Origin of the sequence: Paenibacillus solani (assembly GCF_050475945.1) — a bacterium.
GTDB classification, from domain to species: Bacteria; Bacillota; Bacilli; order Paenibacillales; family Paenibacillaceae; genus Paenibacillus_AQ; species Paenibacillus_AQ solani_A.
Map to the genome: position 1 here is coordinate 284,067 of NZ_JBCMXJ010000018.1, position 19,201 is coordinate 303,267.

At 47.6% G+C, this 19,201-nt stretch carries 17 protein-coding genes, 1 tRNA gene and 1 riboswitch; of the genes, 11 read left to right on the forward strand and 7 right to left on the reverse strand.

Features of this window, described 5'->3' with window-relative positions; translation table 11 throughout:
- Positions 1-92: 92 nt before the first annotated feature.
- Positions 93-2,426, reverse strand: coding sequence for a ribonucleoside-diphosphate reductase subunit alpha (locus ABEQ74_RS24860; protein ID WP_053490122.1), 2,334 nt, complete (start codon positions 2,424-2,426; stop codon positions 93-95).
- A 191-nt stretch (positions 2,427-2,617) separates the two neighbouring features.
- Positions 2,618-2,849, reverse strand: a riboswitch (cobalamin riboswitch).
- A gap of 350 nt (positions 2,850-3,199) precedes the next feature.
- Between ABEQ74_RS24860 and ABEQ74_RS24865 the strand changes: the two genes are divergently transcribed.
- The 4 genes from ABEQ74_RS24865 to ABEQ74_RS24880 all read left to right on the forward strand — a co-directional run bounded on the left by ABEQ74_RS24865 (position 3,200) and on the right by ABEQ74_RS24880 (position 6,514).
- Entirely contained in the window at positions 3,200-3,505 is a 306-nt protein-coding gene (locus ABEQ74_RS24865) for an MTH1187 family thiamine-binding protein (RefSeq protein WP_430124899.1), read from the forward strand.
- A gap of 107 nt (positions 3,506-3,612) precedes the next feature.
- Positions 3,613-3,684 (forward strand) — tRNA-Thr (locus ABEQ74_RS24870).
- A 246-nt stretch (positions 3,685-3,930) separates the two neighbouring features.
- Positions 3,931-4,662, forward strand: coding sequence for a restriction endonuclease (locus tag ABEQ74_RS24875; protein WP_430124900.1), 732 nt, complete (start codon positions 3,931-3,933; stop codon positions 4,660-4,662).
- 1,129 nt (positions 4,663-5,791) lie between these two features.
- Complete coding sequence (locus ABEQ74_RS24880; protein ID WP_430124901.1) at positions 5,792-6,514, forward strand: N-acetylmuramoyl-L-alanine amidase; 723 nt, start codon at positions 5,792-5,794, stop codon at positions 6,512-6,514.
- 185 nt (positions 6,515-6,699) lie between these two features.
- On the opposite strand, the gene ABEQ74_RS24885 is transcribed toward ABEQ74_RS24880, so the two are convergent.
- Positions 6,700-7,032, reverse strand: a complete 333-nt coding sequence (locus tag ABEQ74_RS24885; RefSeq protein WP_430124902.1) for a hypothetical protein — start codon at positions 7,030-7,032, stop codon at positions 6,700-6,702.
- A gap of 236 nt (positions 7,033-7,268) precedes the next feature.
- Between ABEQ74_RS24885 and ABEQ74_RS24890 the strand changes: the two genes are divergently transcribed.
- The 4 genes from ABEQ74_RS24890 (at position 7,269) to ABEQ74_RS24905 (ending at position 11,776) form a co-directional block, all read left to right on the forward strand.
- Positions 7,269-9,014: an ABC transporter ATP-binding protein gene (locus ABEQ74_RS24890; RefSeq protein ID WP_430124903.1), complete on the forward strand. Its 1,746-nt coding sequence runs from the start codon at positions 7,269-7,271 to the stop codon at positions 9,012-9,014.
- Complete coding sequence (locus ABEQ74_RS24895; protein ID WP_430124904.1) at positions 9,011-10,810, forward strand: ABC transporter ATP-binding protein; 1,800 nt, start codon at positions 9,011-9,013, stop codon at positions 10,808-10,810. The genes ABEQ74_RS24890 and ABEQ74_RS24895 overlap by 4 nt, the downstream gene beginning before the upstream one ends.
- A gap of 354 nt (positions 10,811-11,164) precedes the next feature.
- Complete coding sequence (locus tag ABEQ74_RS24900) at positions 11,165-11,452, forward strand: phage holin family protein (RefSeq protein ID WP_430124906.1); 288 nt, start codon at positions 11,165-11,167, stop codon at positions 11,450-11,452.
- A 171-nt stretch (positions 11,453-11,623) separates the two neighbouring features.
- On the forward strand, positions 11,624-11,776 hold the full coding sequence (locus tag ABEQ74_RS24905; RefSeq protein ID WP_165593463.1) for a hypothetical protein: 153 nt from the start codon (positions 11,624-11,626) through the stop codon (positions 11,774-11,776).
- A gap of 51 nt (positions 11,777-11,827) precedes the next feature.
- Here the strand turns inward: ABEQ74_RS24905 and ABEQ74_RS24910 are convergent, their stop codons facing one another.
- Complete coding sequence (locus tag ABEQ74_RS24910) at positions 11,828-12,058, reverse strand: hypothetical protein (RefSeq protein ID WP_430124907.1); 231 nt, start codon at positions 12,056-12,058, stop codon at positions 11,828-11,830.
- Positions 12,055-12,630 carry a 5' nucleotidase, NT5C type gene (locus ABEQ74_RS24915; protein WP_430124909.1) on the reverse strand — a complete coding sequence of 192 codons (576 nt, stop codon included), beginning with the start codon at positions 12,628-12,630 and terminating at the stop codon, positions 12,055-12,057. Before ABEQ74_RS24915 ends, ABEQ74_RS24910 begins: the two co-directional genes overlap by 4 nt.
- A 269-nt stretch (positions 12,631-12,899) precedes the next feature.
- Between ABEQ74_RS24915 and ABEQ74_RS24920 the strand changes: the two genes are divergently transcribed.
- Positions 12,900-13,235: a hypothetical protein gene (locus ABEQ74_RS24920; RefSeq protein ID WP_430124910.1), complete on the forward strand. Its 336-nt coding sequence runs from the start codon at positions 12,900-12,902 to the stop codon at positions 13,233-13,235.
- Between the two features lie 134 nt (positions 13,236-13,369).
- Positions 13,370-15,046, forward strand: coding sequence for a glycoside hydrolase family 13 protein (locus ABEQ74_RS24925; protein WP_430124911.1), 1,677 nt, complete (start codon positions 13,370-13,372; stop codon positions 15,044-15,046).
- Between the two features lie 152 nt (positions 15,047-15,198).
- On the opposite strand, the gene ABEQ74_RS24930 is transcribed toward ABEQ74_RS24925, so the two are convergent.
- Together ABEQ74_RS24930 and ABEQ74_RS24935 are read right to left on the reverse strand one after the other, a co-directional pair.
- Positions 15,199-15,942 carry a hypothetical protein gene (locus tag ABEQ74_RS24930; RefSeq protein WP_430124912.1) on the reverse strand — a complete coding sequence of 248 codons (744 nt, stop codon included), beginning with the start codon at positions 15,940-15,942 and terminating at the stop codon, positions 15,199-15,201.
- 101 nt (positions 15,943-16,043) lie between these two features.
- Positions 16,044-16,562 (reverse strand): sigma-70 family RNA polymerase sigma factor, encoded by a 519-nt coding sequence (locus ABEQ74_RS24935; protein WP_430124913.1) that lies wholly within the window; start codon positions 16,560-16,562, stop codon positions 16,044-16,046.
- Positions 16,563-16,884: 322 nt separating this feature from the next.
- On the opposite strand from ABEQ74_RS24935, the gene ABEQ74_RS24940 reads away from it, so the two are divergent.
- Positions 16,885-18,138 carry an MFS transporter gene (locus tag ABEQ74_RS24940; protein WP_430124915.1) on the forward strand — a complete coding sequence of 418 codons (1,254 nt, stop codon included), beginning with the start codon at positions 16,885-16,887 and terminating at the stop codon, positions 18,136-18,138.
- A 343-nt stretch (positions 18,139-18,481) separates the two neighbouring features.
- Here the strand turns inward: ABEQ74_RS24940 and ABEQ74_RS24945 are convergent.
- Positions 18,482-19,201: WIAG-tail domain (locus tag ABEQ74_RS24945; protein WP_430124916.1), on the reverse strand; the 720-nt coding region annotated here is incomplete at its 5' end.

Here is a 19,201-nt window from a genome sequence, read left to right on the forward strand (position 1 = left end):
GCACACTTTGTGGGTGTCCAGAGGGCAGCGCCCTTGGGGCCCTCCCTTGGAAGGGAGGGTTTGGGTGGGTTCGAAAATAGGTCTATCGACAGTTAGCTAGCACAGCTTTCGCACTCTTCAATCGTCAGCGCACGGCTGCGCACATAGTATGTGGACTTGATGCCGGCTTTCCAGGCATGCAGATGCAGCTCCAGGAATTCCGAAGCCCGGATATCAGGGCGAACATACAGGTTAAAGCTTTGCGCTTGGTCAACGTGACGCTGACGGGCGGCAGCCATTTTGATGGACCAATGCTGATCAAGCAAGAAAGCTGTTTTATAGTACCAGATCGTTTTTTCGGACAGATCCGGAGCCGGGTTAGCCACCTTGTAGGTGGTTTTTTCTTCATAAGACAGAAGTTCGTACAAAGGATCGATGCTCGCTGTGGAACCAGCGATGATCGATGTGGAGCCGTTTGGTGCGATGGCAAACAGCCATGCGTTGCGGACACCGTTCGCTTGTACTTCTTGCTGCAATTCACGCCATTGTTCGGTAGTTACGAACTTGCCTTCATGCTCGCCGTCAGTGTAACCGCGGAACGTGAAGTACTCGCCGCTCTCCCAGTCGGAGCCTTTGAATTTCGGATAGTGGCCTTTTTCCTTGGCCAGCTCCATGCTGGATTTGACGAGCAGGTAGTTGATGTGTTCGTACAGATTATCATTATATGCAACGGCTTCGTCGGATTCCCAGCGGATGCCTTCGAGTGCCAGCAAGTGATGCAAGCCGAAGGTGCCAAGACCAACCGCGCGATATTGACTGTTAGTATATTGAGCTTGCAGCACTTCAATATTGTTAATGTCGATAACGTTATCCAGCATGCGAACTTGAATCGGAACGAGACGCTCCAGAACACCAGCAGGTACGGCACGAGCCAAATGGATGGAGTTCAGGTTGCAGACAACGAAATCACCAGGGATTTTGGAAATTACGATCCGAGTTTGGCCGTCCTTCGTAACCAGCTCCTCTTGTTCAACGACCGTTGGAGATTGGTTCTGCATGATCTCTGTGCACAGATTGGAAGAGTAGATCATGCCATGCGCAGAGTTCGGGTTCGCGCGGTTTACTGTGTCGCGGTAGAACATGTATGGTGTTCCCGTTTCAAGCTGGGACTTCATGATACGCTTCATAATATCGATGGCTTGCACCGTAATACGCGGCAGCAGCGGGTTTGCCACGGCTTCAGCATATTTCTGACGGAATTCGCCTTCGCCTTGACTTTGATCGTAGAAGTCTTCCAGACCAAGCGGACGACCGTTCTCGTCTTTCCAGCCCATAATTTTCTTCACTTCATGCGGACAGAACAAGCTCCACTCTTCACGAGCTTCTACTGCTTCCATGAACAGGTCAGGCAGACAAACACCGTGGAACACGTCATGCGCTCTCATGCGCTCATCACCGTTATTTAGCTTCAGATCCAGGAAGGACAGAATGTCTTTATGGAATACATCCAGATAAACCGCGACGGCTCCTTTGCGGGTTCCCAATTGGTCCACGCTAACAGCGGTGTTGTTCAATTGGCGAATCCAAGGGATAACGCCGGAACTGGTATTCTTGTGACCACGGATGTCTGAACCACGTGCACGAACTTTGCCCAGATATACTCCGATGCCGCCGCCCATTTTGCTGAGACGGGCAATATCCGTATTGGAATCGAAGATTCCTTCCAGGGAGTCGTCCACGGTATCGATGAAACAGCTGGAGAGCTGACCGGCTACTTTTTTGCCTGCGTTGGACATGGTTGGCGTAGCTGCTGTCATGTAGAGATTGCTCATTGCCCAGTAGGCTTCTTTTACAAGGTCCAGACGTTTGTCGGCCGGCTCTTTGTGCATCAGGAACATCGCAATGACCATATAACGCTCCTGCGGCAATTCCATAACGCGACCATCGAAATCGGTAGCCAGGTAACGCTCAGCAAGCGTCAGCAGACCGATGTAATCAAACAGCAGATCGCGGCTTGGATCAATGCATTCGCCAAGCTCTTCGATTTGTTCCTTGGAGTAGCTGTTAAGAAGATCCTCGCGATAGATACCTTTCTGAACGAGTTCTGTGATGAGCGGGTAGAAGGCGCCGTAAGGCTCTTCCGGATAGGCTTTGTATCGGCGGTTGGTGGCCGCTTTTTTATATAAAGAGGTCAAAAACGAACGCGCAGCTGCAAATTTCCAATTCGGCTCTTCCTTGGATACAAGCTCCAGAGCGGACATCGTGAAGGCATTGCTAATTTCTTCCCCGGTGACTTGCTCACCGCGTAATTTAGCATGGACGCCGCGAAGCAGGCGTTCCTTATCAAGCATGTCCAAGCCTTTCAGGTTCCGGTCGGCATAGACGGAGAGGCGAATTTCATCAAAGGCGAGCTGACGATTGTTCGGTTTAACTACGAGCTGGGGCATTAATAATTCCTCGCTTTCTTCGGGGGAAATATGAAAAAGGACATCAAAAAAACATTTTCTAAAACCCGCGGGCAGGCTTGAAAATGTCCGTGCGCTGTGAATCAAAAATGACGTTTGACATAAGCCCATGAATGGACAGGATGTTATGTACAGACGCAAGTTTAACGAACACTTACCTAAAGCCCGTAGGTCGTGTTTTCTGTATATAGGCAGGTCTCCTGACTTGGGCTCTTCCGATCGGCATTTTCTCAAGGAGCTTCAAATGGTTCTTCAGAGGCGTATGTCGAAATTCGGGAGCGGCTTAATTAAAATCAGCCGTAAAGCCGTTACAGTGGCGGGACCGTGATGGATTTACACCATGCTTCCCTATTAAGCCGGACTGCCTTATAGGTTTGTCTCGGCACCTATACACACTATATTTGGTTGCTGTCAATCTAATTTAACCCAATATATTGTGTTTGTAAACCATATTCTTAAAAAAGAATGCAACATGAATTATAGCAAACGAGCGGTTAATGTGCTAGTTAAGAAACTGTCAAAACACCATAACATTTCCTAGATTGTGACCAAATACGTCATTTTCTTCACGGATACCGCCTTATTATCGTTTTGACAAAACAGGATATATCCTGTGCGTAATCTGCGCTAGGCATACCATATCTTGTGACACAAAAAGAGTAGAGGGAATTTTGAAATGAGGGGTTACAATTGATATGATATGTGTAGCTGGGGTTTGTATTTTTTATTAGAAAGCGCCAAGGGAGGATCGCAAAATGGCTATAGCAGAGGTAACGGTAATTCCGATTGGAACCGCAACAACGAGTCTGAGCTCTTATGTCGCCGAGATGCAGCGTGTTCTAAAACAACAAGAGGGGATTAGTTATGAGCTGACTTCGATGAGCACCATTATTGAGGGAGAGCTGAGCATGATCTGGCGGGCGATTGAGGCATTGCATGAGGCTCCTTTTCTATCTGGGGCGCAGCGCGTTTCCACCTCGGTTAAGATTGACGATCGCAGGGATCAAATTTCCTCAAGCAAACAGAAGATCCAGTCGGTGCAGGAGAAATTAGGCGGATAATGCTGCAGGGCGGAGAATATTTCCGCAAGACTCGAGCTTGCAATTTGTAGCTAAAGTATTATAATGATTTTTGTCGTTTCGGTGGTACATATTATCGAATCATATTAGCTGGTGTAGCTCAGGGGTAGAGCAACGCACTCGTAATGCGTAGGTCGGGGGTTCAATTCCCTTCACCAGCATCATAGTAAGCTTTGTAGGACGTGGTTTCCGGTTTTCGGAGACCGCGTTTTTTGCTGATTTTGGCCGATTTTCTACCGACTATAAGCTGGTAGGTATCGTTTCGGAGTCTTATTTTTTCGTTGATAAAATTGTTCAAAAACATCGTTGTTTAGTTACTCTTATCGTCTATTTCTATTGTAAAAGCAGGAACAGAATTTCAACTGTAGAATATTGGAATAACTAACGTTTGATGGGGGATTGGCTTAATGGCAAGAAGAAAGAGCAAGGCGAAACAACAAGAGGAGTTTATTCAAGGGCTCCTAGGACTGGTTATTCTAGGGTCGATTTTTGGAACCTATGCACTTACAAAGTCATTTCAGGCAACCATTATTGTGACCGTGTTGGCTGCAGTCATGTTTATCGCTGTGCTGACCATAATTGGGATTAAGCGAACTGAACGCATAAAACGGTCAGGAATCATGGACATCGACAAGATGGAGGGCATCCAGTTTGAGCAATATCTTGGCTATTTATTTAGGGCTCAAGGGTATAAAATACAGGTGACCAAGGCTGCAGGCGACTACGGCGCCGATTTGATCATTCAAAAGAACGGGAAGAAAATCGTTGTTCAGGCGAAACGGTACAGTAAGAACGTCGGGATTAAAGCAGTTCAAGAGGCGCAAGCTGCCATTGCTCACTATGGAGCAGCAGAGGCTTGGGTAGTCACGAATAGTGATTTCACCGCAGCGGCATATGATCTTGCAAAATCGAACAGGGTCCGCTTGATTAACCGGGAAGCCCTTGTCGAAATGATCCTAGTCATGAATCCGGGAAGCGCGCCAGCGCCAAAAGAGGTAATGGTCGCCACCTCGATGGACGAAATGATTTGCCCGAGATGTGGGAATAAACTGGTGCTCCGGAACAGCGCGAAAGGCCAGTTTTACGGATGCAGCAGCTTTCCAAAATGCAGGTACATAAAGAAAAACCAGGTTGGATAATGAAGTGGCTTCTAAATCTAGAATAAAGACGCATGATAAGGTTATTGGTTAAGAAAAGCAAATAAGGGGCATGGCGTTGGCGTATGCTCCTATTTGTTGTGCATCTATATATGGAAACCAACTCAAATCTTTTAGTAATTGATGAAAAAGGGCCGATCAATGATCTGGATCAACTTGATCGGTCTTGTCGCACCATGGTAATTGCTCCAAATTTTAAGGCGTAATTTAACGGATTACCAGGGGGGAACCAGCATTATCATCATTATTGCCGAAATGTCCAGTCTAAGGCTGACTAAGCACATAAACTGTACTATTCCATAATGCAAGGGAGGCTAATCAATGAGTGGAGCTTATAACTATGCATCGCCTGTAGGTACCGTCCTCGTTTTATTTATTCTCCTGGTTATTATCTTGGGAACTTTTTGGATTTAGGTACACAGCGATACACAGAGAACATTCACCAAATTTAAACATGAATTAACGCATCTATTGTTGCTATGCCAGACTCATGTCTCATTCCCCTACGATTGGGGGCGGTCAATGACCGTCCCCATGTACAACTTCCGAGCGATGGCTAGCTTATTCTGAATGTTCCTATACATAAGGAAGAGTCAAAAGCATAATCAGAATCCCTGATATGAACAAGATCAATCCTAGAACGATAAAAGGACGCCCGCTGGATTTTATATATTTAATGTAGTCTTGACTAGGCTCCGTTTCGTATTTTACTATCCATATTTTATATAAGGACCCCCATGTAGGTTTCCATATTCTCAACAGGCCGCGTATAAGAAAAGACACTGCGAACACAATCAGTATTAAGCCGGACATCCTCCCACCGCCTCCTTAAATCTCACACCTATAGATATTAATAACATCCAAGGTATGTGAAGAGTTTGGTATCTATAAAATCAAATAAAGAGTGTCGTGTATTGAAACATAGGCTCCAGCAAACACCGAATATGCCAAACTGGAGTATTCTGTATATTATACTCGTCCTTGCAACAGGACTTGCAATAGGCTGGATTGGAATAGCCGTTGAAGCATTCGCATAGGAAGCTCTTGTAGCTGAATGGACCGTAATTAGTGATCAGGCTGTTCCGTTAACCTACAAAGGCGGTGAATGATCATGAAGAAGGTCTGGATCGATGCGGGTCATGGGGGGAAGGATTCTGGAGGAATCGGAAACGGATTGCAGGAGAAGGATATTGTGTTAAAGTTGTCCCTTGCCGTAAAAAAACATTTGGAAGCCGAGTATGAAGACGTTCAAGCATTGCTCACCCGATCTTTCGATGTGTTCGTTGAATTGGCAGACCGAACCCGGAAGGCAAATGCCGCCAGTGCCGATATTCTTGTAAGCATCCACTGTAACGCGGGCGGCGGTACAGGGGGCTTTGAGTCCTACCGCTATACTACAGCTACCCCCGGTTCTATACAATTGCAGCAAGCGATTCATACGGAAATCATGCGTGAAATAGCAGCGTACAGTGTAACAGATCGAGGGCAGAAATCGGCTAGCTATCATATGGTGCGTGAATCTAAAATGCCTGCTGTTTTAACCGAGAACCTGTTTATTGATGTGGCAAAGGATGCAGCCAAGCTTAAGCAGCAGGAGGTTATCGACTCACTTGCCGTAGGCCACGTAAATGGCATTGCTAAATTTCTGGGACTTCAGAAGAAGGAGGCTCCGGTGAATGATAAAATTAATGTCATCGTAAACGGAAAACAAATCCTGGGTGGCAGGCTGGAGAATGGCGTGACCTATGTGCCGCTCCGAGCGATTAGCGAGGCGCTTGATGCTAAAGTGACTTGGGATAACAAGACAAGGACGGTTACAGTTACGCCTAAATGAAGAGAGGTTTACGCACAGCCACATCTGAACTATTTATGTTCTCTTAAGCCTAATTTAATGTTTTATTAAGTTGAACGGCATAAAATAATAGTACCCCTTAAACAATAGATCAGAAGCCCCTCTAACTGCGGTAGAGGGGCTTCTTTTGTGTATATAAGCGGATGATTCCTATGTGAAAGGTTGATTTAGAATCCAATCCATTTTGTAATATAAGCGGACACCGCTAACTCTTGGAAATCCTGCCAGCTGCGAAATGGGGTATGTTCAACGATGAACGGGTTGATCGTATGTCCTTGTATAAATTCGTCGAATTCTTCGTCTGTGCTTCCCTCGTAACCGGCTGCCAGCAGCAAGTGGTTGATTGAGGAAAACCGGGTATGCTTCTGAATAAAAGATTCCGGGAATAATTCATCCACGGGAACCTCTTGCTTCATGTCTGAGAGCTTCGAGGCATTGTCTCGAATGTCTGATAGTCTCTTTTCATCCAGTCCGTCTAATCCACTGATCCCAGTATTCATTATTGCCCACCTCCAAAAAGTTGCATATCACTCTATTATATACATATACGAGAATGCGGAATTAATGGATACATTTATTTTGGAAGCGGATCATTCCCCCGTCCATTATAATTATTCTTTACCTAGGCATGCCAGCGGCTTTCATGTAGACTGGTAATGATTTACTGCCGGTATATCTTGAGTTATGGGGTTATAGGCAGTGCGTATATACTTGCTTGCATATGGGGGTGGGCACAGTGCCCAAAAAAGAGAAAGTTTCAATGACATGGCTTTTGCGATATTTAAAACCGGTTAAAGGGCGCCTGATCCTTCTTCTCGTCATGCTGTTAACATCGACAGTCTTGCAGCTTCTGAACCCGCAGATTGTTAAACAGTTTATTGATACGGCAGCCGGTGGTGGTACCTTAGCAGCGCTGATTCAGCTTGCGGGGATATTCCTGATCGTTGCAGTCTTCAACCAGCTAATTACCGTGGCTGTGAGCTATCTGGGCAACGATATTTCGTGGCGTGCGACGAACCGTCTTCGCGGCGATCTACTGAAGCATTGCTTGCGGCTGGATATGAGGTTTCATAATGTCAAAACGCCTGGCGAGATGATTGAGCGTGTAGACGGCGACGTGACGAATATTTCGAACTTCTTCGCCATGTTCATCGTCCAGGTGATCGGGAGCTTCGTGCTGCTTGCCGGCATACTGGGATTTATGTTCACGGTGAATCTGCCTATCGCGATCGTTATGACGGTGTTCACGCTTCTGTCCATTCTGTTCATGGTGTTTATCCGGAATATGGGGGTAAACTCCTCCAAGAGCGAGCGGGAGGCCAGCGCCTCGCTGTTCGGATTAATTGAAGAACGCATCGCAGGCATCGAGGATGTGCAGGCGAACGGCAATGTGCCATACGTGATGAACCGGTTTCACCGCTTGATGCGCAGCGTGTTTCTGAAAGGAAGGAAAGCCTGGATGCTCCGCGTTGTTCCCTGGAACACGACGGTGATCCTATTCGCCCTGGCGGTTACCGCTGTTCTGTTATTAGGGGTTCGTTATTATTTGATCAATGAAATCACTTTAGGGACCTTGTTCCTGATCTATCAATATACGCAGATGCTGAACGACCCGATTGAGATGCTGGGTGATCAGGTGCAGGAGTTTCAAAAAGCGAAATCCGGGATGCTGCGCTCAAGAGAGCTGCTGTCCAACAAGAGCGAGATCGTGGACGGAGAACAGGAAGCACTGCCCGCGGGAGCGCTTGGTTTGGAGTTTGAGGGCGTTAACTTCAGTTATAACGAAGATAAACCAGTGTTACAGGATATTAACTTCGAAGTGAAGCCGGGAGAACGTCTTGGCATAATCGGACGTACAGGCAGCGGGAAATCGAGCCTCAGCCGTATTCTGCTTCGGCTGTATAACGTCGACAGCGGGGTCATCCGCGTCGGAGGTACCGATATTACGAAGTTAAAGCTGCCCGCGCTTTACCGCCGGGTGGCGATGGTAACGCAGGATGTGCAGCTGTTTGATGGGTCGCTGCGTGATAATCTGACGCTGTTCAATGGCAGCGTATCGGATGAATTTATTCTGGAAACGACGGAGCGTCTCGGGCTTCGTCAATGGATCGATGCGCAGCCGGATGGTCTCGATACGCATCTAGCGACAGGCGGAGCTTCACTGTCAGCTGGAGAAGCGCAATTATTTGCGTTAACCCGGGTGTTTTTGACACAGCCGAGCCTGGTAATCCTGGATGAACCCTCGTCCCGTTTGGACGCTGCAACGGAAGCGATGCTGCAGGCAGCTGTGGATCAGCTTCTGAGCAGCTGTACGGGCATCATCATCGCACATCGGCTGGCCACGCTGGAGCAGGTGGATAAGATTATGGTGCTGGGTGACGGGCGTATTCTGGAATTTGGCGCACGGGAAGCACTTGCGCAGGATCCAACATCACATTATGCCAGACTGCTGAGCACAGGCAGAGAGGAGGAGCTGGCATGACCATTACGGGTTTTATAGGGCGTCTGTTTCGATTCAGGCCCGCCTTATTTTTGATCAACGGTTTGTTGTGGTGCATATTTCACTCCTTGCCGTTATTAATCGGCCTTGGAATGCAGTGGTTTTTTGACCGGGCCACCGCTAATACTGCGGACTATGTATGGCTGGCGGTTCCTTTGATTTTTATTGCCGCTGTTAGGGTTGTCCGAGTAGGAACGTTCTTTGCGGCCTTTTACCAATGGGTAACGTACATTTATCATATTGAAGCCATACTTCGCACGAATATGCTGGCAGGAATCATGCGCTGGCCGGGCCGGAATTTGCCGGCTTCTCCAGGGGAAGCGATGAGCCGCTTCCGTGATGACGTGAATGAAGTTGTAGAATACGTGGAATCCTGGGTGGATTTTTGGGGGCGGCTTGTTTTTGCGCTCGTATCCGTTGTCATTATGGCGAGCATTAACTGGAAAATCATGCTGGTGGCTGTGCTGCCGCTCGTCGTGGTCACGTTCCTGAACAATCTGTCCGGCAATCGCGCGCGTCGTTACGGGCTGAAGAACCGTGAAGCCACAGGCCGCATCACTAGCTTCATTGCCGAAACCTTCGGTGCTGTTCAAGCCTTGAAGCTCGGGCAGGCGGAGGAGAATGTGTCAGAGCGTTTTACGAAGCTGAACGAAGACCGGCGCCAGGCAGCCTTGAAGGATAATCTGTTTAAGCAATGGATGCGATCCTTGAACCAACATGTATTGAGCATTTGTACGGGGCTGATTCTGTTGATGTGCGCTGCAGAAATGCAGGCCGGGCATTTTACCGTCGGAGATTTCGCTTTGTTTACCACTTACCTGGCGAATATCGGTTTCAGTATTTCCTTGTTCGGCTACATGGTGTTCCAGCATAAGCGGCTGAAGGTGTCTTTTGACCGGATGCGCATGCTGTTCCGCCCCGGTGAAGAAGACCGGATTATAGAGACGCGAGAAACGTATCTGAATGAAGAGCCTCCGGAACTGCCCCTTATCCGCCGGGAACCGGGGGAGGAGCTCAGGGAGCTGGAAGTTAGAAATTTATCATATCAGTATCCGAATTCGGAGAATGGGATATCGGATATCAATCTCCGCCTGGAGCGTGGCAAGTTCCTCGTGGTGACCGGACGAATCGGTGCTGGGAAATCGACGCTCGTGCGATCCTTGCTGGGACTGCTGCCTAAACAGAAGGGTACGATCCGCTGGAACGGGGAAGAGGTCGATCCGGCTACCTTCCTGATGCCGCCTCGTGCGGCTTATACCCCGCAGGTTCCAAGGCTGTTCAGCGATCCGTTAAGAGAGAATATCGTGCAAGGGAAGACAGAGCGTGCCGAGGAGTCACTGGACCGGGCTATTCGTCTGGCGGTTATGGAGAAGGACATCGAGAACCTGGACCAAGGGTTGGAGACGCTTGTCGGTCCAAGAGGCGTCATGCTGTCGGGCGGACAGATCCAGCGTGCAGCTACGGCGCGTATGCTGATGACTGGAGCGGATTTGTATATCTTCGATGATCTGTCCAGTGCGCTGGACGTGGAGACGGAGCAGCTGGTATGGGAGGGACTGTTTAAGGAGCGTGACGTTACCTGCATTGCCGTGTCGCACCGCAGGGCGGCCCTATCGAAAGCCGATCATATCATCGTTATGAAGGATGGCCGGATTGAAGCGGAAGGCAGCCTGTCTGAGCTGCTCGACACAAGCATAGAAATGCAGCTGCTGTGGCAGGGTGAGCAGTCTAGCGTTGAAACCGAGGCACTAGAAGAAGCTGAGGTTAGTAAGGTATAAGCATCAAGTGTTATTTTGAAATTGGGGATGTTAGAACAGGGTTTTGAATAGGGTAGCTTCCGAGCGTGGGGAGGCTGCCCTATTTATATATATTGAAGTGGAGTATATCCAGGGAAATATGGAAGCGGGTAGGTAGCAGAAATCATCGCCAATGCCTTTCATATGAAACCCATCCCGGATTCTCCCCAGGTATCCGCCATTTCTGCTGCTACTGCTCAGCGCCCAACCTTCCATGGATGCCATCTTCTCAGATTCTATCACCTGATTTGCAGGCAATAGGATGTATGTACAAGCCATTGATAGGTTTAAAGAATAAAATGTAGAAGATGGTTGGAAATAAAAGGGGGTAGCGCCATGGAATGGAATGTGATCTTTCAATTGATCGAGCCGCAGCTGTTCATGGTTGTTGCTGCCTGTTGGGTGATCGGATACGTGTTGAAGCAAACGCCTAAGGTCCCAAATTGGAGCATTGTATACGTGGTGATGGTGATATCGATTCTGTTTACAACGGGCCTGACCCATTGGAGCACAGAAACGATTATTCAAGGTATCTTCGCGGGAGCTTTTGCCGTGTTCGGGCATCAGGCCGTTAAACAAGCAGCGGAAGCAATTGCTGGCAGGAGAAATAAAGATGATGAATAAAGCCAGATCAATTAGCTTACTAACCTGGATTTTGATTATAAAAGCTGGATTGAGCTAGAGCTAACTCAGAGACGGGATTTGAATTTCTGCCCGATAATGCCAGTAATTTGCAACGAACATCATATCGAAGCGTAATAAGCAATAACGAGCACGGTATTAGGAGGGGATCCGATGAACGAGTTTTACGTGGGATGGGGAACGCTTGCACTAATCAATGCAGGGCTGGCCCAAGGAAAAAATAGAACAGGCTTAAACTGGTTTTTGCTTTCATTGTTGTTAGGTCCAATTGCAACTTTGCTGCTAGTCCTTTCAGCCAAAAGGTAAACAAGATCATACAGGCCGCCTCCTGCAAAGGAAGCGGCCTGCTGTACATTCTTACATCCGTTGGAACATCGCGGTGTCACGGCTGTAATGGGATAGATATCCTGTTTCTTTGTTACGGATGCGGACGACTTCCGGTGTGTAGCATTCAATGTAACCTCGCTCAATCTCCACATATACACTGGCAGGGTCCTCCTCCCATACGGAAACAAGCGTTTCCGATAAGGCTGCAGCGAAAAAGTGAACATCTTGCGATAGGTACCGGCTATTGCGGTCTATATTCATTTTATTTCCCCTTGATGATTAGAATCAGACAAGATATGGTCTACTAAGTCGTTCATTCCTTCCCAGGAATCCTTCAAAATAAATTCATGTTGGATATGAGCGTTCCATGGACGCGGAATCAGAATGGTTTGTTTTCCAGCTTTTCTGGCGGCAATCGCATTATGGGGACCGTCGTCAATAAGAAGATCAAACTCTACTAAGTCCTTGCGCTTGGCCACAAAAAAATTCTCGAAAGGAATAAACGGCATATGCTTCTGCAGCCATCTCCATTTCTCAGGCACTGAGGAAGGACGAGCCGCAGTCACAACAATGACGTCATAATCATGCGTCATTCTATGAATTTCGTCAATCGTATATTCATCAAATAGTTCGAGTTCTTCATATAAACCTGGTTTTCCAAAGAAAAACTCCTCCGAGCATTCGGGATGCCAAATTTGATGTAAGTTGTAGTCGGTAATCTGATCTAAGGTAAGCTGAGGATCTTTGAACTGCAAATTGTGATAGTGAATGGCCTTGGGAATGAGATGGCAGATTGTATCATCCATATCAATGGCGACTATTTTTTTGCTCATATCGTTATTACTCTCCTGTTATCATGAAATCTAAAAATCCATGTTTCCGTAATTGTAGTGGACAGGATGCTTATGGACCAACTGAACTTCGAAGAGGACGAATGATATTCACTCCCCGCGACATCATTAACTTAGTATAGCATTAATATGGACAACAACGACCCTTATATTTCCCCGTCTCAGGAATGTTGAATTATAGCTTTATGGAGCGCAAATATTCCGTGTTGTTTTAGAAGGTTAGCAGGTATATTTGAAGGGATGATGGATTTTTGATGAAAAACTTCCTAATCGTGCTTTGTTTCTCTTTCATTATGCTATCGATAGAGACAGACTCTGTTATGGAGACATCGTCTTCCAAAATGACCCTCAATTCACATGACACGGGACAAGATGACACCTATAGTCACCGGGGAAATGTGAGCATTCAATTTACAGACAAGGGACTTGTTGTTGAATGTTATTCGGACAATCCGGAGTTCGTGAATGAGGATGGGACGGTTACGAAGCTTCCTGCCGGAAATTGGTCTCTGTGGGAGGGCGAATTGGAATTCACATGGGGTACCCGCAATACCGGGCTTTGCGATACGAAGTTTCAAGCACCTTAGGGGTGCTTTTTTTATGATATCAAGGATACAAGGTGTGAAAATGGACAAATAAGCTTATAGATACGCTTCAAGGGCAATACTGTATGTTGCAATAGGTTAAGGTAAGTCTTATATATAAACGGGGTGGTAGGACAATGCATAGAAAATGGTGGAAAGAAGCTGTTGCGTATGAGATTTATCCGCGCAGTTTCATGGATTCGAACGAAGATGGGATTGGGGATTTACCAGGGATTATATCCCGTCTTGATTATTTAAAGGATCTCGGAATAGACATCATATGGGTATGCCCTATCTATAGATCATCCAATAACGACAATGGCTATGATATCAGTGACTATCAGGACATTATGACGGAATTCGGTTCAATGGCTGATTTCGATCAGCTGCTGGCTGAAATCCATAAGCGCGGCATGCGGCTTATTATGGATCTGGTCCTCAATCACACCTCGGACGAGCACCCGTGGTTTATTGAGTCTCGATCCTCTCGCAACGATCCGAAGCGGGATTATTACATCTGGCGGGATGCAAAGGACGGGGCAGAGCCGAACAATTGGGAGTCGGTGTTTACGGGTTCCGCTTGGGAGTATGATGAGCATACGGATCAGTATTATCTCCACCTGTATTCCAAGAAGCAACCTGATTTAAATATGGAAAATCCGGCTGTTAGGGAAGATCTGGTCAGGATGATACGTTGGTGGCTGGATAAAGGAATCGATGGTTTTCGGGTAGACGCGATCACTCATATTAAGAAGCTGCCAGGTTTACCGGATATGCCGAATCCGAATCATCTCCGATATGTCGACTCTAATCCGGGTCATCGAAATATTGAGGGGATCCATGAATTTCTTCAACAATTTAAACGGGAAGCATTCGCGGATTACGACATCATGACGGTTGGGGAAGCGAGCGGCATTCCGATCACGGAAGCAGACCGCTGGATCGGGGAGGAGAACGGGTCGCTGAATATGATTTTTCAATTTGAGCACGTCAATCTTGATTTCGGCCTTGAAGGGCGCTGGGATTACGCTGCTTGGGATTTGGCCGAGTTGAAGCGGATTATGGATAAATGGCAGACCGGCTTGGAAGGCGTGGGCTGGAATGCCCTTTATATGGAGAATCACGATCAACCGCGCTCCGTGTCCCGTTTTGGCGATCCGGTTCGCTACCATAAGGAATCGTCCAAGATGCTGGCTACTTTTTTTATGCTGATGCAAGGGACACCGTTTATATATCAGGGACAGGAAATCGGGATGACGAATGTCGAGTTTGCAGAGCTGAGCGACTATAGGGATGTGGAAATCTACAATTATTACCGGGAACGACTCTTGGACGGGAAGGACGTATCCGAGACGATGCGCAGGATTGCTTACCGGGCAAGAGATAATGCCAGAACGCCAATGCAGTGGGATGATACGCTCTATGGCGGGTTCTCAACGGTCGTTCCGTGGATCCGATCCAATCCGAATTATCATGATATCAATGTGGAGCAGCAGATGACCGATCCCGACTCCGTTCTAAATTACTATAAAGCGTTGATCCGTCTTCGAAAATCTAGTGAGGTGCTGATCTACGGTAAATACGAAGCGGTGCTTCTGGAGCACCAGGAAATTTTTGCTTATTCTAGGTCATTGGGGGACGAGGTATATCTGATCGTATTGAATTTTTACTGCAAGACGCCGGAATTTTATTTTCCGGCGGAATGGAGGGACCGAAATCCCGAAGTGGTGCTCTCCAATTACGAGCGTTTGGACCGAAGTTTCGACCAGTTTACTTTACAACCATATGAATCGATCGTTTATCGTATAAATTGAGTAGGTGAGAGATTCTTGTGATTAGAGGCAAATGCAGATTGTCAAAACCCAAGATAATGTCATGGACGCATACGAAGTTCGCGCTTGATTTGATTTCATAAAAAAGCACCACTCCAAAACTTGTCGGAGCGGTGCTTTTTTCATAAACCATGTTAATCGGGGCGTTCATTGCTCATCCAGCTGTCGATGCGCAGATCATCCCCGTAGCTGTCGCGAGCCGAAATTTCGCCAAGCTTCTGCTCGGCTTCTTCGCGGGTATCGAACCCGCCGATGACCGCGGTAAAGTCTCCGCTGGCCGTCTTAATGAAGGTTACGTCGTCTTCCATATAAATCTCTTCAAGAATAGCGAGGGATTCACTCTGCGGCATGGCTTCACTGCGGATATAGAAGACCTCGCGCGGGGTTACCGGCTCGCCGGTCGAAGTGAGCTTGAGCTCAATATAGCCGGGGTCTTTATATTCGGATATGGTATGCTTCACGCCATCCTTGAGTTCAACGACAAAACGCATGGCCGAGTCGTCCAGAATCATGTTTTCATAGACATCCTTCACCAGCGGCTGAGCAAGCATGTCTTTCTTAAGAGTTTCATAATCAAAGTTTCGTACGCCGTTAAACGTGAAAATAAGGCGGTTTGGCGCATCTCGGTGATCCACGGTGTAGGCCGGCACGCTGGAAACAGATTTGCCTTCCTGACCAAATTCAATTTTAAGCACATCTTCTGAAGCTTCAGTGCCAACGGTAACGCCGTCGGTCCGCTCGCCTCCACTTCCGAACTGCAGAACCTGAACGATGCTGCCTACCACGGGTACTTTGGATAAGGCGTTTGCCACCGTCGGGATGTTGACTACAAATAGCATGGCAATGGCAGCTGCAACAACGGAGGAGTATTTTGTCATGCGCATGGATCGTTTACGGGTGGCCGCTTTTTTCTGTGCAGCATCTATAACGCCGGTTAACTGGGCGGGGATTTCAATATGTTCGTAGCGTTCTTTTCCTGTCATAGGCTATCGACCTCTCCCTCGATTAAATAAGATTTCAATTTTCCGATAATGCGATAAAACCTGGTCTTGACCGTGTTTTCGGACAACGACATCACATCCGCCATTTCACGAAAGCGCAAGTCCTCAAAAAACTTCAAAATAATGTAGGTTTTCTCCTCAGGCGGCAGTCTGTCCAGCGCATCGTACAGATCCATTTTTTCCTCCAGCGGGACCGCATGCTCTGCAGCCGCATAGTCTTGAGTCTGGTCTTCCATATAGGTAATCCGCTTCTTGCGACCGAGATGGTCGATGGCAGCGTTAATGACAATCCGGGTCATCCAGGACTCAAAATACTGCGGCGTGTTCATTCGCTCGTAAGCGAGATATCCCTTATAGGTTGCCTCGGACACGATATCCAGTGCCTCCTGCTCATTTTTGACATAGCAATAGGCTACCCGGTATAACTTGTTTTTGCATTTCTCGATATTTTCGCTGAACTGTTGCTGTTTCGATTCTTTTGCTCTCAGTTCACTCACTCCTAACTACTAGCGCTAGTATTTTATATCATGGCACGAATTCGTTTTGATCTATACCTGGTTTAATGGTTTGGATCCTGCTCAAGTACTTGAGTGCGCTTGACTGATCATTAGACCGTGGAGCGGGCCAAATAGTTTTAGCCTGGGAAAAAAAATGGGGGATGGGGAGATATACCATTACAATTGCGTGGAGAAATATACCGATATTAACAGAAGTCTTTAAAGGTGTTACTATATTATCCATATAAAATGTACGGAGGCCAGAACATGTAGGTTTTTCTACCCAAACTAATACAACTAAATACAGAATTGGGGTAGAAAGATGAAGGGGAAATCTTTTCGTTATCTCTGGATAGGTCAGGCGCTTGCTAATAGTGGGGATTTATTTTACATTGTCGGCCTGATGGCTATGATCCATGGGATTACAGGGTCCGCCATGTTGATGGCTATGGTGCCCTTTCTTACAACGATGGCACGGTTTATTAGCGGGAGCTTTGCGCCTGTGTTAATGGAAAAGTACAGCCTTAAGTCACTGCTTGCTTCGTCTCAGCTCGGAAAAACGGCCGTGTTGTTTCTGTTGTTGATAACCTGCTATGCGCTGGGAGAGCAGGAGGTGGTGACGGTCTATGCAATTTTCGGATTCGTATTCCTCATCTCTTTGCTCGATGGTTGGGCTGGACCTGCAAGCCATGCCATGCTGCCGCGTCTGGTGGATGCTGTCGAGCTGACAAAAGCGAACAGCTTTGTTGCCATTGTGGACCAGTTAATCCAACTGGGAGGCTGGGCCATTGGGGGACTGCTGGTCGTCGCTTTGGGCGGAAGAAACGTGATATGGCTAACATTGTTCCTGGCCATGGCAGCCGCTGTCTTCATGAAGATGATTGAGGATCGACATGAGGCTGCCCGGGAACAGAAAGGAGAGGCGAGTTCTTTGAATTGGCCCTCCATTCAAGAAGGCTGGATACTCATTTGGAAACAGCCTTCTCTTCGGGCGATTCATGTGATTTATGTATTGGAGACGATGGCGGGCGTAATTTGGATTGCTGCGACCATCTACGTGTATGTAGCCGATGTGCTTCACAGGGAAGAGGCATGGTGGGGATATATTAATGCAAGCTTTTTCCTGGGACTCATGCTGGGCGGGCTGTTTGGAATGAGAGCCGCGGAGCTGATCGACCGCAACATCCGCAAGTTCGTTGTCTGCTCTTCCTTTGGCATCAGTATCATGACCTTCGGTTTTGGATTGACCTCGGTTCCTTGGCTGGCCCTGGTGTTCTCGGCAGGCTTCGGCGTTTTTGAACAGCTTAAGGCAGTCTCGCTTCAGACTACACTCCAGCGGGGCGTATCTGTTCATTTGTTGCCGAAAGTGTACGCAGTTCAAAGCGCACTTATTTCGCTAGTATTCGGCTTATCCACGCTTCTGTTCGGGTTCATCACCGATGAATACGGCGTCCGGGCTACGTATATCATTGCAGCTACGGTGTTGTTCATCTCGGGCTGTTACGCTGCAATCATACGAACGAGGTGGCCGGAGGCAGGTGAAAGCGCAACACAGGGGGGAGGAAGGACGGTTTAATCGGGTACATATGAAGTCTGCCCGACGGTAATGGCGTCATCAGGGGGAATTCCAGGCCATATAGGCAGGGAGGCATTTTTTATAAAAAGACGAGCTTAACGCAGACGAGCTTAACGCTCGTCTTTTTTGAATACTACAAGACTCCAGTTATGAACAGGCGTTTCTTCGCATCTTGATACAAGGTTTCATCTCTGAGCCGTGTTGCTCATAATCAACGCCTCTTTTCCTGCGGAAAAAGAGGCTGGCTGAACATGAGAATCATTATAATGACGATGGACGAATGACGTGAAACGGCTCTCTCTTTATCACGATAGGAGAGAGCCGCTTTGTATTAATATTTTGGTTACAATGAAGGGCCCAGAGCAATCCAGGACATGAATCCGTAGGAAAGGTTGCAATTAGGCTGGCGGAACACTGTCAAGACCGCTGCATCTTCGCGCTGTGATTTCAGTGAAATTTGGAAGCCTGGGTTGTTGCTCATCCCCACGATGACGTAGTTGATACCGGCAAAAGGTTCATCAAATTTGACTGTTACCTCAGCCTGTGTGTCGGCTCCCGTTAATACAAAGGGAGTCATTCCAAACTGCTGAAGTTTCGGCTGACCGGCAACGCTGCGTACTGGCGTAAAGGCCAGATGCTGTGCAGTGACTGCTGCTTCTGCCAATTGCTGGCCGGTAACAGCACCATCAGAAATATGCACGCTTGTGACAGCTGAGTTGCCTAATTTAATACTGTTAATGCTGCCATCCTGGAGTGTAAAGGTATCAAAAGCGTCCGGACTAAGATGCCTTCTCTCGATGGTGCCTTCAGCAATATGGCCTCCGGTTACAGAGCCCTCAGCAAGAGTGAAATTATTGAAGGCATCGGGTCCGAGATGCCGGCTCTCAATGGAGCCCTCAGCTATCTGCAAACCGTCCAACGATCCCTCGGCCACGTTCGCGCCGGTGATGGTGCCTTCAGCAATTTGGCTTCCCGTAACAGATCCCTCGTCTAAGGTGAAGTTATCAAAAGCGTTTGATGCGAGATGTTTGCTCTCGATGGAACCCTCAGCAATCTGCACTCC